This window comes from Streptomyces sp. M2CJ-2 (assembly GCF_016757295.1).
Taxonomy (GTDB): Bacteria; Actinomycetota; Actinomycetes; order Streptomycetales; family Streptomycetaceae; genus Streptomyces.
Genome location: NZ_JAESIF010000036.1, coordinates 54,009 through 69,249 on the forward strand (window position 1 = coordinate 54,009; position 15,241 = coordinate 69,249).

11 protein-coding genes are annotated in these 15,241 nt (G+C 74.5%); 3 read left to right on the forward strand and 8 right to left on the reverse strand.

What is annotated here, in order from left to right; all coding sequences use genetic code 11:
* Nucleotides 1-38: 38 nt before the first annotated feature.
* Entirely contained in the window at nucleotides 39-239 is a 201-nt protein-coding gene (locus JL475_RS24565; RefSeq protein WP_237408152.1) for a hypothetical protein, read from the reverse strand.
* Between the two features lie 320 nt (nucleotides 240-559).
* Here JL475_RS24565 and ettA point away from each other — a divergent pair, with 320 nt between their 5' ends.
* From ettA to JL475_RS24580, 3 genes are read left to right on the forward strand one after another with little or no spacing between them, the layout of a single operon-like run.
* Nucleotides 560-2,224: an energy-dependent translational throttle protein EttA gene (ettA, locus tag JL475_RS24570; RefSeq protein ID WP_202280093.1), complete on the forward strand. Its 1,665-nt coding sequence runs from the start codon at nucleotides 560-562 to the stop codon at nucleotides 2,222-2,224.
* A 4-nt stretch (nucleotides 2,225-2,228) separates the two neighbouring features.
* Nucleotides 2,229-2,684, forward strand: coding sequence for a thioesterase family protein (locus JL475_RS24575; protein WP_202280094.1), 456 nt, complete (start codon nucleotides 2,229-2,231; stop codon nucleotides 2,682-2,684).
* Nucleotides 2,681-3,367, forward strand: coding sequence for a hypothetical protein (locus JL475_RS24580; RefSeq protein ID WP_202280095.1), 687 nt, complete (start codon nucleotides 2,681-2,683; stop codon nucleotides 3,365-3,367). Before JL475_RS24575 ends, JL475_RS24580 begins: the two co-directional genes overlap by 4 nt.
* Nucleotides 3,368-3,402: 35 nt before the next feature.
* On the opposite strand, the gene JL475_RS24585 is transcribed toward JL475_RS24580, so the two are convergent.
* From JL475_RS24585 to JL475_RS24615, 7 genes are all read right to left on the reverse strand, one after another.
* A complete protein-coding gene (locus tag JL475_RS24585) occupies nucleotides 3,403-4,383 on the reverse strand; it encodes an ABC transporter ATP-binding protein (protein WP_202280096.1) in 981 nt (326 codons plus the stop codon).
* 61 nt (nucleotides 4,384-4,444) lie between these two features.
* Nucleotides 4,445-7,183, reverse strand: a complete 2,739-nt coding sequence (locus tag JL475_RS24590; protein ID WP_202280097.1) for an ABC transporter permease — start codon at nucleotides 7,181-7,183, stop codon at nucleotides 4,445-4,447.
* Between the two features lies 1 nt (nucleotide 7,184).
* On the reverse strand, nucleotides 7,185-10,532 hold the full coding sequence (locus tag JL475_RS24595; protein ID WP_202280098.1) for an FtsX-like permease family protein: 3,348 nt from the start codon (nucleotides 10,530-10,532) through the stop codon (nucleotides 7,185-7,187).
* Between the two features lie 155 nt (nucleotides 10,533-10,687).
* Entirely contained in the window at nucleotides 10,688-11,101 is a 414-nt protein-coding gene (locus JL475_RS24600; RefSeq protein WP_202280099.1) for a globin, read from the reverse strand.
* A 118-nt stretch (nucleotides 11,102-11,219) separates the two neighbouring features.
* Nucleotides 11,220-12,503: an FHA domain-containing protein gene (locus JL475_RS24605; RefSeq protein ID WP_202280100.1), complete on the reverse strand. Its 1,284-nt coding sequence runs from the start codon at nucleotides 12,501-12,503 to the stop codon at nucleotides 11,220-11,222.
* 81 nt (nucleotides 12,504-12,584) lie between these two features.
* On the reverse strand, nucleotides 12,585-13,931 hold the full coding sequence (locus tag JL475_RS24610; RefSeq protein ID WP_202280101.1) for a VWA domain-containing protein: 1,347 nt from the start codon (nucleotides 13,929-13,931) through the stop codon (nucleotides 12,585-12,587).
* A gap of 146 nt (nucleotides 13,932-14,077) precedes the next feature.
* Nucleotides 14,078-15,241, reverse strand: a 1,164-nt coding sequence (locus tag JL475_RS24615; protein WP_237408135.1) for a PP2C family serine/threonine-protein phosphatase, incomplete at its 5' end; no start/stop codon positions are given.

Genomic DNA, 15,241 nt, shown 5'->3' on the forward strand with positions numbered 1-15,241 from the left:
TGATCAGTTGTGGCCGTGCTGAGGGGTCGCCCTCGGGTTCACCAGGAGTGGGATCGCGTTCGACCGCGGCCGAGAAGCTTCCGGATCAGCAAGAACGTGCCCACGGCGATCAGGGCCGCCCCCATGAGGATCAAGGCCATCCCGATGGTGATCAGAAACGTCCCGATGAGGGCCAGAAGTGCCCCCATCAGGACCAAGAGCGTCCCGATGACGAGGAGAAAGATCGCGAGGACGGTCACGGTTGCCTCCTGTCCTCCCTCCCGCTCTGACCCCTTCCCCGCTCCCGTGCAAACACTCTGCTCCACGATCACCGACGGCTCGCCGCGGCCAAGAGGTCAGCCCACGGTCCGCTGGTTTCATCAGGGCTGGCGTCGGGCCGCCTGTGGGCCGTACGAGGCCGACCGGCAACGACCGACAGTGATGGTCGAGCCGCGACTGCCGACGACGAAACCGCAGGTCAGCGCCCCTCGAACAGATGGGTTTCCCCCTGGGGGCGGCGGTCGGGCAAGATGGGGTGTATCTGCCCACTGCCTGATTTCAAGCTGCCGGACGGTTTCTCTTGGCTGAGTTCATTTACACCATGCGCAAGGCGCGCAAAGCGCACGGCGACAAGGTGATCCTCGACGACGTCACCCTGAGCTTCCTGCCGGGGGCGAAGATCGGTGTCGTCGGTCCGAACGGTGCCGGTAAGTCGACCGTTCTGAAGATCATGGCGGGGCTGGAGCAGCCGTCCAACGGCGACGCCTTCCTCACCCCTGGTTACACCGTGGGCATCCTGCTGCAGGAGCCCCCGCTGAACGAGGAGAAGACCGTCCTGGAGAACGTCCAGGAGGGTGTCGCCGAGACCAAGGGCAAGCTCGACCGGTTCAACGAGATCGCCGAGCAGATGGCGACCGAGTACACCGACGAGCTCATGGACGAGATGGGCAAGCTGCAGGAGCAGCTCGACCACGCAGGCGCCTGGGACCTCGACGCCCAGCTGGAGCAGGCCATGGACGCCCTGGGCTGCCCGCCCGGCGACTGGCCCGTGGCCAACCTCTCCGGTGGTGAGAAGCGCCGCGTCGCGCTCTGCAAGCTGCTGCTCGAGGCGCCCGACCTGCTGCTCCTCGACGAGCCCACCAACCACCTCGACGCCGAGTCCGTGAACTGGCTGGAGCAGCACCTCGCCAAGTACGAGGGCACCGTCGTCGCCGTCACCCACGACCGGTACTTCCTGGACAACGTCGCCGGGTGGATCTGCGAGGTCGACCGCGGCCGGCTGCACGGCTACGAGGGCAACTACTCCAAGTACCTCGAGACCAAGGCCGCCCGCCTCAAGGTCGAGGGCGCCAAGGACGCCAAGCGGCAGAAGCGCCTCAAGGACGAGCTCGAGTGGGTGCGGTCCAACGCCAAGGGACGCCAGGCCAAGTCCAAGGCGCGTCTGGCCCGCTACGAGGAGATGGCCGCCGAGGCCGACAAGATGCGGAAGCTGGACTTCGAGGAGATCCAGATCCCGCCGGGCCCGCGGCTGGGCAACGTCGTCGTCGAGGTGAACAACCTCAGCAAGGGCTTCAGCGACAAGCTGCTGATCGACGACCTCAGCTTCACGCTGCCGCGCAACGGCATCGTCGGGATCATCGGTCCCAACGGCGCCGGCAAGACCACGCTGTTCAAGATGCTCCAGGGCCTCGAGGAGCCCGACTCCGGGTCGGTCAAGGTCGGCGAGACCGTCAAGATCTCCTACGTGGACCAGACCCGCGCGAACATCGACCCCAAGAAGACGCTCTGGGCGGTCGTGTCGGACGAGCTGGACTACATCAACGTGGGCCAGGTCGAGATGCCCTCGCGCGCCTACGTGTCCGCCTTCGGGTTCAAGGGGCCGGACCAGCAGAAGCCCGCCGGTGTCCTCTCCGGCGGTGAGCGCAACCGGCTGAACCTCGCGCTCACCCTCAAGCAGGGCGGCAACCTGCTGCTCCTCGACGAACCGACCAACGACCTCGACGTCGAGACCCTCAGCAGCCTGGAGAACGCGCTGCTGGAGTTCCCCGGGTGCGCCGTGGTCATCTCCCACGACCGGTGGTTCCTGGACCGCGTCGCCACGCACATCCTCGCCTACGAGGGCGATTCCAAGTGGTTCTGGTTCGAGGGCAACTTCGAGTCGTACGAGAAGAACAAGGTCGAGCGGCTCGGACCGGACGCCACGCGTCCGCACCGCGCCACCTACAAGAAGCTGACCCGGGGCTGATCTCTTGCGGCACATCTACCGCTGCCCGCTGCGCTGGGCGGACATGGACGCGTACGGCCACGTCAACAACGTGGTCTTCCTCCGCTACCTGGAGGAAGCCCGTATCGACTTCCTGTTCCGCCCGGACAAGGACTTCCAGCAGGGGTCCGTGGTGGCACGCCATGAGATCGACTACAAGCGGCAACTCGTCCACCGGCACACGCCCGTGGACATCGAGCTGTGGGTCACGGAGATCCGGGCGGCGTCCTTCACCCTCACCTACGAGGTGAAGGACGGCGACCAGCTCTACGTCCGGGCCTCCACGGTGATCGTGCCGTTCGACTTCGAGGCCCAGCGTCCGCGCCGTATCACCCGGGAGGAGAAGGATTTCCTCCAGGAATACACGGACGGTGGGGACGGCGGGGACGGCGAAGAAGACGGGAACGCCGACGCCGATCAGGAGGAGGCCGTCGCGGCATGACGGTGCTCCACCTCGCCGACGAGAGGGAGGCGGCGGATCTCGCGGCCTTCCTCTCCCGGCTGCTCCACTACGACCGCGCGGCCGCCGTGCGCCTTCAGGCGTCGGGCACCGCACTGGCCGTGTTCGGCCGCCCTCCCTCCTTCGAGGTGCTGGCGATCCGCTCCGTGCGGCTGGCCAAGCCGTACGAGAACGGTCTCGACGTCACCCTGGACGTGACCGTGTCCGCCGGTGAGCTGCTGGAATCGGTGGACGAGTCCGCCGCCACCGCCGTGGTGCCGGGCGCGGTGACCGGGCCGCCGTGGGCCGGCGTGCTGCCCCCGCGCGGGGGCTGGCAGGCCGAACCGGGGCTGCCCGCACCGGACGCCCTGCGCGCGCTCGTCGCCGCCGCGGTCACCGAATTCCGGGCGCGTACCGAGGCGTTGGCCGCCGAGTCGCGCACCCGGGCCGAACTCGACCGGATCGGGCGGGAGATCTGGTCCCGCACGGTCGGCCGGACCGACCTCCCGGTGCGGGCCGTGCACGCGGCCCAGTCGCTGGGCTTCCTCCGGCCCCCCGGGCCCGCCGACGCGGACGGCGCGCCGGTGCTGCTCGTCTCCGGGGCCTGGCTCCGGCTGCGGACACCGTACGGGTCCGTCGCCCTGCGGCGCGCGGGGCTCGGGGCGCTCGGCCTCAGCGTGCGCTGAGGCAGCCCTCCCGGCCGGCCTTCGATCCTCGGTCCTCAGCCCTCGGCGTGCTCATTGTCGTCCGGGCGGACGGCTATGTGGTCCGGTTCCAGTTCCAGGGCGACGCGGTCGCGCATGCCCAGGGTCCGGGTGTAGTCGGCGGGGAGCTGGAGCCGGCCGGCGCGGTCGAGCATGGCGTACTCGCGGGCGACGACGGTCTCGTGACCGGTGGCGGCGTCGACCTCGCTGCGGCGCAGGACCTCGGTGGAGGTGCGGCCGTCGCGGATGGCGACCGTGCGGCGGACCTCGCTCGCCACCGCCTGGTCGTGGGTGACGATCACGATGGTCGTGCCGAGCCGCTCGTTCGCGGTGCGGAACGCGGCGAAGATCTGTTCCGCGGTGTGCGAGTCCAGCTCGCCGGTCGGCTCGTCGGCGAGCAGCACCGACGGATCGTTGGCGAGGGCCACGGCGATGGCGACGCGCTGCTGCTGGCCGCCGGACATCTGGTGCGGGTGCCGGTCACGGCAGTCGGCGACCTCCAGCAACTCCAGCAGCTCCACGACGCGTTCGGCGCGGGCCCGGCGGGCGGACCGCCCCCGGGCGGCGGCGCGCAGACGCATCGGCAGGGCGACGTTCTGCGCCGAGGTCAGATACGGCAGCAGGTTGCGGGAGGTCTGCTGCCAGACGAAGCCGACGACCTCGCGGCGGTAGGCGAGGCGGTCCTTCGCGGTCATCGCGAGCAGGTCGCGGCCCGCGACCCGGGCCGCGCCGGCGGTGGGGGTGTCCAGCCCGGCCAGGATGTTCATCAGGGTCGACTTGCCGCTGCCGGACGCGCCCACGAGAGCCATCAACTCGCCCTCGCGCACCAGGAGGTCGAGGCCCTGCAGGGCCTGCACCTCCACACCGTCCGCGGTGAAGACCCGGACGAGACGGTCGCAGGTGATGAGCGCGTCGTGGCCGAAGGCGGGACGCTCGCGGTCGGCGGCGACCCGGTGGGCCAGCTCGGCCAGCGTGGGATCCGGGGGCGTCGGGGTCATCGGGGGCATCGTGCAGCACCTCCTGGAAGGGACCGGGTTCCTCGGGAGCGGGGCCGTACGGTCAACGGGCGTCACCCGCCCGCAGTTCGCGCACCGCGTCCCGGCGGCCCGTCCACCAGGCCTGCGCCGCCGCGATCCCTACGGTGAGCACGACCACCGTCAGGGCGGGTGCCAGCAGCGACACCGGGTCGGTGAGCAGCGTGGCCCGGCCCGCCGGGGACCTGGTCGCCGGGAGGGCGACGGCCGTCAGGTCGATGCCGGGGGCGAGCAGCCGGATCGTCGCCCACGCCGTGAGGGTGCCGCCGGCCGCCGCGAGCAGGGCCTGCGGGAGGGACTCCAGGACGAGCAGGCGGCGGCCCCGGGAGCGGGTGAGGCCCATGGTGCGCAGGCGGGCCAGGAGCGCGGCCCGTTCGGGGGCGGCACGCACCAGGGTCAGCAGCAGGGCGAGCACGGCGTACCCGGCGCCCGCCGCCACCGCCGCGGTGTAGACGCGTTCGGCGCCGGACTGGAGGGGCGAGTCGACGTATCCGGCGCGTTCCTCGGCGCGCACCTGGACCGACGTCCCGCCGTTTGCCGCCCGGCGCAGCGCGGCCCCGTCCACCCGGTCGCCGGTCACCAGCAGCGCGGTCGGGCGGGCGGCGCGGTCCGAGAGCGCGGACCGGTCCACGACCAGGAAATCCCCGCCGACGACGGCCGGGGTCCGCTCCCGCACCAGCACGATCCGCACGGTGATCGAGCTGCCGTCCTCCATGCGCACCGCGAAGGGCCGGGTGCCGTGGCGGTCGGCGACCCCGGGGGAGGCCACGGCGGGCAGGGCGTCCGACCCGCCCGGCGCCAGGACGTCCCGGTCGAAGGCGCCGACGCCGGTGTGCCGGGTGAGGGCCGCGTAGCCGGCCGGGTCGACGCCGGCCACCGGGACCGTGCCCTCCCGGGACTGGGCGTGGTGGGCGACGCTGACGGCGGTGACCTCCCGGACGCCGGGTGCCCGGCGGACCCGGTCGGGCAGACCGGCGGGCAGTACGTGGAGTGCGCTCACGCGGGCGTCGGCGCCGACCGTGAGCAGGGCCGCCCGGTCCCGGGCGTCGGCCACGCCGCTGAGCACGGAACCACCGAAGGCGGCCGTGGTCAGCGCGGTGAGCAGGGCCAGCAGGGGCAGCACCGCGGAGCCGGAGGCACGGCCCGCGCGGGCCAGGGCCAGCGGGCCGACCACGCCCCGCAGCCGTGCCGCGGGGCGGGCCAGCCCGCGCAGGGGCAGCGGGTACAGCCGTGCCAGCACCAGCGCGGCGATCACACCCACCAGCACCGGGGCCAGGGACACCAGGTGGTCCCCGGAGGCGTTCGGCCCGTCCGACGTGCCGCGGGTGCGCAGCGCCACGACCGCGCCCACCGCCAGCACGAGCAGGGTGAGTTCGGCGACCGTGCGGCGCCGTGCGGGGCGGGCCGTGGCGACGTCCCGGCGCCCGGTGTGCGCGCGGACGGCGCGGTGCGCGACGAGGGCCCGCAGGGGCAGGGCCAGGCAGGCGAGGAGCGCGACGGCGCCGGCGGCGGCCACGGAGTACGCCAGCCGGGCCTCGCGGACCGTGAGCCAGGCCGCGGCCAGTCCGAGGGCGGCCGCGGGCACGGCGACCACCGCGGTCTCGGCCAGCAGCCGGCCGGTGACGCCGCGCAGGGAGCCGCCGCGGGCACGCAGCAGCGTGAGTTCGCCGCCGCGCCGGTCGGCGGCGAGGCCACCCGCCATGAGCAGGACGACGACGGCGACCGTGCCGGTGCCGAAGACGGCGACGGAGACCAGCGGGCCGATGGCGGTGCGCAGCCCGGTGTGGCCGGTGAGCACGTCGTCCAGCTCGCTGCGCGCCCTGATGTCGAGTGCGGTGGCCTCCCGCATCCGCTGGAGGACCGGACCGGACTCCACGGCCGCGACGGCGGACGTCAGCCGGGGTACGTCATGGCCGTGCAGATCGGGGACGGACGGGGCGAGCCCCCAGTACCGCAAGGGCTCCCCGGCCGTGCCCAGCAGGGCCGGGGCCGCGTCCGGCGGCAGCAGCAGCGTGCCCATCCAGTACTGCCGGACGTCGGGGTCGCCGGGGAGGATCGTCAGGCCCGGGGTGCGCATCAGGGGGTCGGCCGACCAGTACGCGCCCCGGGGGCCGCGCGGTTCGACGACGCCGGTGATCCGGACCTGGAGGGGGGCGCGCGCCACGCCGGGGAACGTCAGGACGGAGCCCACCTCGATGTTCAGGTCCCCGGCCGTGTCGGCGGTGACGGCGCCCTCGACCCGGGTCGTCGCCGCGGTCACGGTGCCCGGGACCTCCGGCAGCCGGCCCTCGCGCAGCCGGGAGTGGTCGGCGAGCCCGTCCTGCGCGAGGAGCTGGAGGTGTGCGGGCAGCCCGTCCGGCCGGGGCAGCCAGGGTTCGGACATCTTCTGGGCCTCGGAGGTGCGCACGCCGGAGGAGGACTGGTGCGGGTCGAGGGGCAGGGACCGTCCGGCCAGGGCGAGGAGCTCGGACCGGTGGGCGCGGAGCACGTCCCCGCGCACGGCCGCCTCCCGCTCCTCCTGGGGCAGGCCGGCGTCGGGCACCGGAGCGGCCAGCTGCACGCCGGTGCTGTCCGGTCCGGCCGACTCGAGGGCCCGGTGCAGGCCCGCGTCGCCGTACCGGTCGACCGCGCGGGGCAGCACGGCGGCCAGGAACGCGGTCACGGCCACCAGCAGCGCCAGCGCGAGCGCGGCCCCGGGCGCGGCCCGCAGTCGGGTGCGCACCCAGGGGGCGGCCACGCGCGGTCTCGGGGACCGGACGGTCACCTCATTCACCTCCCCGTTCCCGCAGCGAGGTCACCGGGTCGACCCTGCGCACCGCCAGGACGGCCGTGACCAGCAGCGGAGTGACGGCCACCGCGGCCAGCAGCACGGCCACCCGTCCCACGGGCAGCTCCACCAGCACCCGAGGCACCGGACGGGCGGCGTCCGACGTCAGCATGATCAGCGGGATCACGGCCCGCGCCAGCACCGTGCCCCACAGCACGCCCACCGCCGACCCCAGAGCGACCAGCACCCCGTGCTCGACGACCACCACCCGGGCCAGCCGCCGCCGTGAGGCGCCCAGGGCGCGCAGCACCGCGAACTCGGCGGACCGCTCCCGCAGCGCCCCGGCCGCGCTCACCGCGAACCCCACCGCCGTCAGCGCCGCCGCCGCGAGGGCCGCCGCGGTGAACGCCGCCTCGGGCCCCGCGCCGAACGGGTCGTCGCGCAGCTCCGCGGCGATCTCGTCCCGCACCACCACCCGGGACGGCTCGACGTCGGGCCGGTCCCGCAGCGCCGCGGCCACCCGCGCCGACGCGCCCGGCGCGGTCCGCAGCCACCACTCGGTGGGCAGCACGCTCTCGCCCTCGCTGTTCTGGAGCACCCGGTTGACGGCCCGCAGGTCCAGCAGCAGGGCCCCGCCGTCGCCGCTCCCCCCGGCCGGCGCGGACGGCAGCCCCCGCACCGCGCGGACGATCCGCACCGGCACGGTGGAGCCGTCGATCGTCACGTCCACGCGCTGTCCGGGGCGGGCGCTCGTCGAGGCCAGGTAGCGGTCGGTGGCGATCGCGGTGACCTCGACCGCCCCCGGCTGCGGGATCAGCAGCCGGACGGTGAGCAGCGGGGGGTTCCAGAAGCCGTCCCCCGGGCCGTGGCCGGTGCCGTAGGCGAAGGTCGGCGGGTCGGTGGCGGTGAGCCGGGGGCCGGTCGGTCCGGTGCCCGCGTCGGGGGCGGTCCCCGTGGCCGTGAGCTGCGAGGACAGCGCCCAGTCGGCGGGCAGGGCGAGGCGCCGGGCCCGGCCGTCGGTGTCCGTGGCGGTCAGCCCGGCCACGGTGAACCGGTGGTTCTCGGCCTTCCCGGTCGGCTGGACCAGTTCGAGCTGCAGCCCGGTCAGGGTCAGTTCCCCCGGCGGTGCCTCGGCGACCGAGGCGAGGTCGAGGGTCAGCGGACGGGTCCGGCCGTCGGCGCGGAGCCGGCCCAGGCCGAGCTTGTACGGGGTTCCGTAGGGGTCGGTCAGGGTGGCCCTGACATCGGCCGTGGTCCCGGAGCCCGCGCCCCGGATCCGGGCCGTCAGCGTCAGGCGGGCGGTGCCCTCGGGTATCCGTACACCCGCTGTCCCGCCCTTCGGCGCCAGGCCGTCCAGGAGCGGGCGGACCGGCTCGGGGGCGAGGTCGGAACGCATCAGCACCGTGTCCGCCGCACGCTCGGTGTCCAGCGCGAGCACGGTCGCCGTCCGGTTGCCGGACAGCGGCACCGACGTACGGTACGCGGGCGCGGCCGTCTCGACGCCGGGGACGGCCGCGTACGCCCGGGTGCGGCCCGGCTCGCTCTCCCCGGCGCCCAGGACACGCACCTGCGCGCCGGCCCGGAAGTCCGCCTGGTCGTCCTGCGAACGTTGCCACGAGGAGCCCTGGCCGATCGCCAGCATGCCCAGCGCCACCGCGAGCACCAGCAGCAGGACCGGGCCCGCGCCCCGCATCGGCCGACGGCTGAACTGCCAGCCCGCCAGCGCCCCCGGCAGCCCCCGGCCGCGGGTCGCCCCGCGCTCCGCCAGCCGCGCCAGCGGCGGCAGCAGCCGCAGCGTGAGCACGGTGCCGGCCAGCAGGGCCAGCGCGGGGGCCGTGACGAGCAGCGGGTCGACGCCGAGGTGTGCGCCGACCGCACCGGAGGGCTGACGGCTCAACTGCCAGTACGCCACGGCGGCCACCGCCAGCAGCCCGACGTCCGCGCCCGCGCGGACCACACCGGGCAGCGGCCGGGCCCGGCCGGCCGTGAAGGAGGAGGTGAGCGCGGGCACCGTGACGGCCAGCGCGCAGCCCACCGCCACCCCCGCCGCCACCAGCCACACGGAGCCGCTCTTGGCCACCGAACCGACCGAGGTGTCCAGGCGCAGCCCGATCCGGGCGAGCGCGCCCTGCCCGGCGAGCAGCCCGGTGAGCGGCCCCGCCAGCAGCGGCGCACAGGCCGCCGCGGGCACCGCCAGCAGCAGCGCCTCCAGGGCGGCGAGCCGGGCCACCTGGGCGCGGGAACCACCGCGCGCCCGCAGCACCCGGGTCTCGCCCGCGCGTTCGGCGCTCAGCAGCCGGGCCACCAGGAACAGGGTGCAGCCGGCCAGCAGGACGAGCTGGAGGGCGATGACGAGCAGGGTCGAGCGGGAGACGAGCAGTGAGCGTTCGACCCGGTCCAGGGTGGCGGGCAGGGCACTGGTCGCGTTCGCCGCACCGCCCAGCGCCGGATCCTCGCGCAGGGCGGCGACGCCGTCCCGCACCGCCTCGCGCAGCGCGTCGATCCGTCCGGTGTCCACCGCCGCGAAGTCGGCCGACGCGAGCCACGCCGAGGTGCCGGCGCTGACCCGGTCGCCGCTGAGCACCGAGGGATCGGCGAGCAGCGGGCCGTACGTCGTGAAGTCCACCTCGACGACGCCGCGGCCGTGCAGGTCGTCCAGCTGCCAGTAGGGCGCGGTGGTGTCCACGGGCCGGTACAGGCCGGTGATCCGCACCTGGACCGCGGGGCCGCCGAGCCGGTCGGCGAGGGTGAGCCGGGCGCCGGGTTCCAGGCCGAGACGGCGGGCGGCGGCCTCCGGCAGCGCGGTCTCGATCACCGCGCCGGCGGACGCCCCGGGCGGCCGACCCGCGAAGATCCGCACCTGGGTGCGGTCCAGGGCGGCGAGATGGGTGAGGCCGGGGGTGTCGGAGGCGCCCAGGGCGCCGGCGGGAGCACCGGGGTCCACGCCGCCCGCGCCCGGGCCCGTGTCACCCGCGCCCGGGTCCGCACGTCCGTCCGCGGGGCGCACGGACGCGGGCAGGGCGTACGGGCCGGAGCGGGACAGGGTGCGCAGGGTCACCGGCAGTCCGTCGAAGGCGGCACGGGCGCCGTCCCGTACGGCGGTGCCGGCCGCGGCGCGCTCCCGCGCGGGGACGTCCGCCTCGACGACGAGGGTGGTGTCGGCCGCGCCTCGCGGGTCGCGCAGGGCGTGCCGCAGGGCCGCGTCGCCGATCGCGCCGGAGTATGCCGTGAGGGTCGTCGGCACCGCAGCGGTCAGCAGGATCGTGAGCAGCGCGGCGGCGAGCAGCGGCCGGTACGCCCGGGCACGCGCCAGGACGAACCTCGCCGTCCCCGCAGCGTTCCCCACCCGAGACTCCCCCTGTCGTCCGGACCTCCGGGCGATCGTGTCAGAGGGAGTCCGTCACGGGGTAGCGCTTGTGGCCCGGACTTGACCGGATCGTGATCGGATTCCGGCGACGGGCGACCGGAATGCGCACGTCCGCGAGGTGCCGGGCCGGTGGGTCAGTCCGGGGAGTTGATCATCGTGGCGGCGGCGTACGTCAGGTACTTCCACATCGTGTGGTCGTGCTCCTCGGACAGGCCGAGCTCGTCGAGGGCGTCGCGCATGTGCCTGAGCCAGGCGTCGTGCGCGGCCCGGTCGACCTTGAACGGCACGTGCCGCATCCGCAGCCGCGGATGGCCCCGGTTCTGGCTGTACGTCGTCGGGCCGCCCCAGTACTGGATCAGGAACAGCCTCAGCCGCTCCTCGGCCGGGCCTAGGTCCTCCTCCGGATACATGGGCCGCAGCAGCGGATCGTCCGCCACCCCCACGTAGAAACGGTGGACGAGTCGGCGGAAGGTCTCCTCCCCGCCGACCTGCTCGTAGAACGTCTGCTCCTGAAGCGTGCCGCGCCGAATCTCTGTCACGCCGTCCATGGTCTCAGACACCGCGGCATAGGCCTCAGGACCTAGGTCTTCGAGGCCTCCGGGGCTCCGGCGCTTCCGCCCCTGCGCGTCGGGGAGGCAGGGGAGGAAGCGCCACGGGTGTGCCTGCTCAGCCCCGGTGGATGGTGATCGTCGTCCAGGCACCCACGTGGACCCGGTCGCCGTCCTGCAACGGGACCGGGACGAAGGGCTGGATCGGTTCCTCCGAGCCGTTGACCGTCGTGCCGTTCGTCGAGTTCTGGTCGACGACCGCCCAACTGCCGTCCGGCTGCTGGACCAGCACCGCGTGCTGGTGCGAGACGCCCGGATCCTCCGGCGGTGTCGACAGGTCGATGTCGGGGGTGTCACCGGTGGAGTGGCGCCGGCGACCGATCGTGAGCTGGTTGCCGGTGAGGGTGCGCTGCTGCTCGGGCGAGTACGCGGGCAGGTTCAGGCCCGTGGCCTCGGGGCCGGAGCGGTGCATCATCGCCATGAAGTAGTCACGGTCCGGACCGATCGTCGCGGTCCAGGTCACCGGTCCCTGGGGCTGCTGCGGGAACCCGCCGGGGCCGGGCGGCGCCTGGGTCGCACCGGGCTGCGGGTAGCCGTAACCACCGGGGCCGTTCGGAGCACCGGGGCCGTTCGGGCCGCCGGGGCCGCCGGAGGGCGGGGGGATCACCCAGTCGTCGTCACCGCCGCCGAAGGCGGGGCCGCCCTGGTGCGGCGGACGGCCGGTCTCCTGCGGGAATCCGGGCGGGGCCGGCGGGCCGCCGCCGAACGCCTGCGGACCACCGGGGCCACCCGGACCGCCGGGTCCGCCGTAGCCACCCTGGCCGCCGGGGCCACCGTGACCGCCCGGACCGGGCGGCGGGGGGACCGGGCGCGAGGGGTCGCCGCCGAAACCGGGCGGGCCCGGCGGGATCGGCTCGGCGGGCCGGTTCACCTGGGACGGACGGGAGCCCTGGTACTCGTAGGAGTCACCGCCGTACGCCGGGCCGGGCGGCTGCTGGTACTGCCCCCCGTGTCCACCCGGACCGCCGGGACCGCCCGGACCACCGGGACCACCGGGACCACCGGGACCGCCCGGTCCGGGGGGCACCGGACGCGGGGCGGCCGGCGTGTACGAGGTGGCCGTGTTCGTCAGGAAGTTCCACCGGCACTCCTCGCAGAACGGCGCGCCGCCCTCACGCGGCGTGCGGCACTGCGGGCACAGCTCCGGCGGGCCGCCGAAACCACCGGGGCCACCCGGGCCGCCGGGCCCGGACTGGCCGCCGGGAGGCGGGAATCCGTAGCCGCCGCCGGGCGGTGGGGGAGGAGGAGGCGGGGGCGGGGGCACGGACCCCGCCATGCGGTGACCGCACACCTCGCACCAGTCGTCGGAACCCGACTGGTGTCCGTTCGGGCAGGTCGGCATGTCGGCGCTTCCTCCTCTCCTTTTCGGTCGCTTCCGACCGAAGTTCTCCGGCCTGCGGGGCCGGGCTCGTTCACTTCAGATTCACTTCTTCACACGAACGGTCTTGGTGGACCGGGTTTCGAGTGTCATCTCGTCGGCCTCCTCGACCCGCGCTTTCAGTCGCACAGTACCTGTCGAGGCGTCGACCACGTCCACCACCTTCGCAAGCAGTTTCGCGGTATCCGCGTTGCCGGAGGCGCTCGCGAGCTGAACGGCGCGGCCCAGTTTGGACGTTGCTCCGCCCAAATCGCCCGCTTTGCGCAAGTCGAGGCCTTGTTGGATGACTTGCGCCAGTTCGGCCTGTCCGGTGTAGTGGGCGACTTGAGGGTTCAACGATGTGGAGGCGGCCATGTCGTCCGTCCACACCGCCCGCACGAGACCCTGCGCGCCGAGCTTCTGAACTCCCTCCCCGGGCTGCGGAATGACCAGCGAGAGCCGGGCGGCGAGCATCTCCTGCCCGATGCCGGCGGACGGGACCTCGACGCAGAGGTGGTAGTCACGGGACTCGTCGCCCCAGGAACCCAGCGGGTAGTCGCCCGCCCGCGGTCCGGCTTCGGTACGGCGGCCGGTCAGTTCCTCGACCGTCGGCGCGACCTGTTTGACGAACTTCACAGTCGTGCCCACCGGGGTCCACAGCCGCAGGCAGACGTCCGCGACCTCCTTGCCCATCGCCGCCTCCATCATCCGCGTGAAGTCGGCGGCGAGTCCGGCCGGGTCGGCGACGATGTCGGCGCTGCCGAGGAGGCCGGAGGCGATGGCTGTGACTTCTTTCACTTCCCAGTCGGTGCCCACTCCGCGGGCGTCACAGGTGAACCGCCCGGCGCACGCCTCCAGGGCCGCCTTCAGATCCTCCGGCGACTCGTGCTCGTTGCGCCCGTCGGTCAGCAGGATGCCGTGCCGGATCGCCACGTCCGCCGACGACAGCAGCCGGTCGGCCAGCCGGAGCCAGGTGCCGATGGCCGTGCCCCCGCCGGAACTCAGCGCCCGCAGCGCCTGCTTGGCCTGCCCGCGGGTGGCCGCGTCGGCGACCGCGAGCCGCCCGGCACCGGGATAGACCTCCCGCGCCACGTGCGTGCCGGCGACCACCGCGAAGTGCACGCCGTCGCGCAGGGCGTCGACCGCGGCGGCCGTGGCGTCCCGGGCGTTGCGCATCTTGGTCGGCGGATAGTCCATCGAGCCGGAGCAGTCGACCATGAGCACCACGGCCGCCGACGGGCCCTCACCGGGCGCGTAGAGGTGGGGTGCCGCCACCGCGCTGCCGATGGTGCCGCCGCCGGTCGCGGTCACCGTGACGATGGCGTTGACCTCGCGGCCGCCCTCCGGCAGGTACTCGTTCTGGTACACGTCTACCGAGAACTGCGGCACGTTGGATTTCGAGAAGTTGGCCATGCCTGTTTCTCTCCCCCTGGAGAACCCCGCGACGGTGCGGGGCGACGACAGATGACGGACCGGCCCCCTCCGGTTCGTTGGCACCTTCCCGCGGCTTCCCGCGGCTTCCCCGTAGTTTCCCCGCGGGGGGCCCGCCGTACGCGGCCTCAGGCCGATCCTGCCCCCTGCGGCACGGCCGGGAACGGGACGAGGGCCACCGTCACGTTGTCGTGGCCCCCGCCGTCGAGGGCGTGACCGACCAGGACCCGGGCGGCGTGCAGCGGGCGGACGGCGGCGTCGACGGGGACGACCCGGGCCATCTCCTCGGCCGACTCCGCGTAGTTCCACAGCCCGTCGGTGCAGACCACGACCACACCGGGCCGGTCCGGCTTGAACGACGCGGTGTGCGGCTCCAGTTCGTAGGCGTCCGCGCCGAGCCAGCCGGTGATCGCGTGGGCGCGCTGGTCGGCGTACGCCTCGGCCTCGCCCATCAGCCCCGCGGCGACCATCTGCGCGGCCCAGGAGTCGTCCTCGGTGAGCCGGGCCGGGGGCGCGGCGCGGTCGACCGGCACCCAGTACACGCGGCTGTCGCCGACCCAGCCGACGACCAGCAGGCCGTCGGTCACCACACTGCCGACGAAGGTGCAGGCGGGGGCGTTCTGGTGCGGGGACCGTTCACGGTCCGTGGCGGGCTCGTCGGCCAGCGCGTCGACCGCGTCCGCCGCGGCGACGATCGCGTCGTGCATCGCCTGCTGCGGGTGCGTGCCGCGCGGCAGGGCCGCGAGCAGCGACTCGTTCGCCGCCCGGGACGCGGCCAGCGAGGCCTCGTCGGGCCGGGTCGCGGAGGAGACGCCGTCGCAGACGATCGCGACCGAGGCGGGGGAGCCGTCGGGCAGCGTGGTGGTGCCGATCCCGAAGGCGTCCTCGTTGCGGTGGTGGCGCAGGCCGCGGTCGCTGACCGCGGCCAGCGGGCCGCGTTCCTGTTCCATGTGGTCCCGTTCGCGTGGCTGGGCGTGGCCGCAGTTCTCGCAGTAGCCGTCGTCGTCCACCCTGCCCGCGCGGCAGGCCACGCACACCGTGGTCTCCGGGACGCCTGCGGTCTCCGGGGGGCCCGCGGTCTCCGGGGCGGGCTGTCCGCGTTCGGCGGACACGCGCGGGTCCGGGGCCTGAAGCGGGTACTCCTCGGGCTGCGCGACCGGCTGGGCGGGGCGGTCGAAGCGCACACCGGAGGACCGGGCCGCGCCGGCGGCGGGAGGCGCGGCGGGCGGGGGCGGGGGCGGGGGCGGGGCAGCAGGGTGAGGTGGCACGACCGCGGGTGCCGGTGCCGGTGC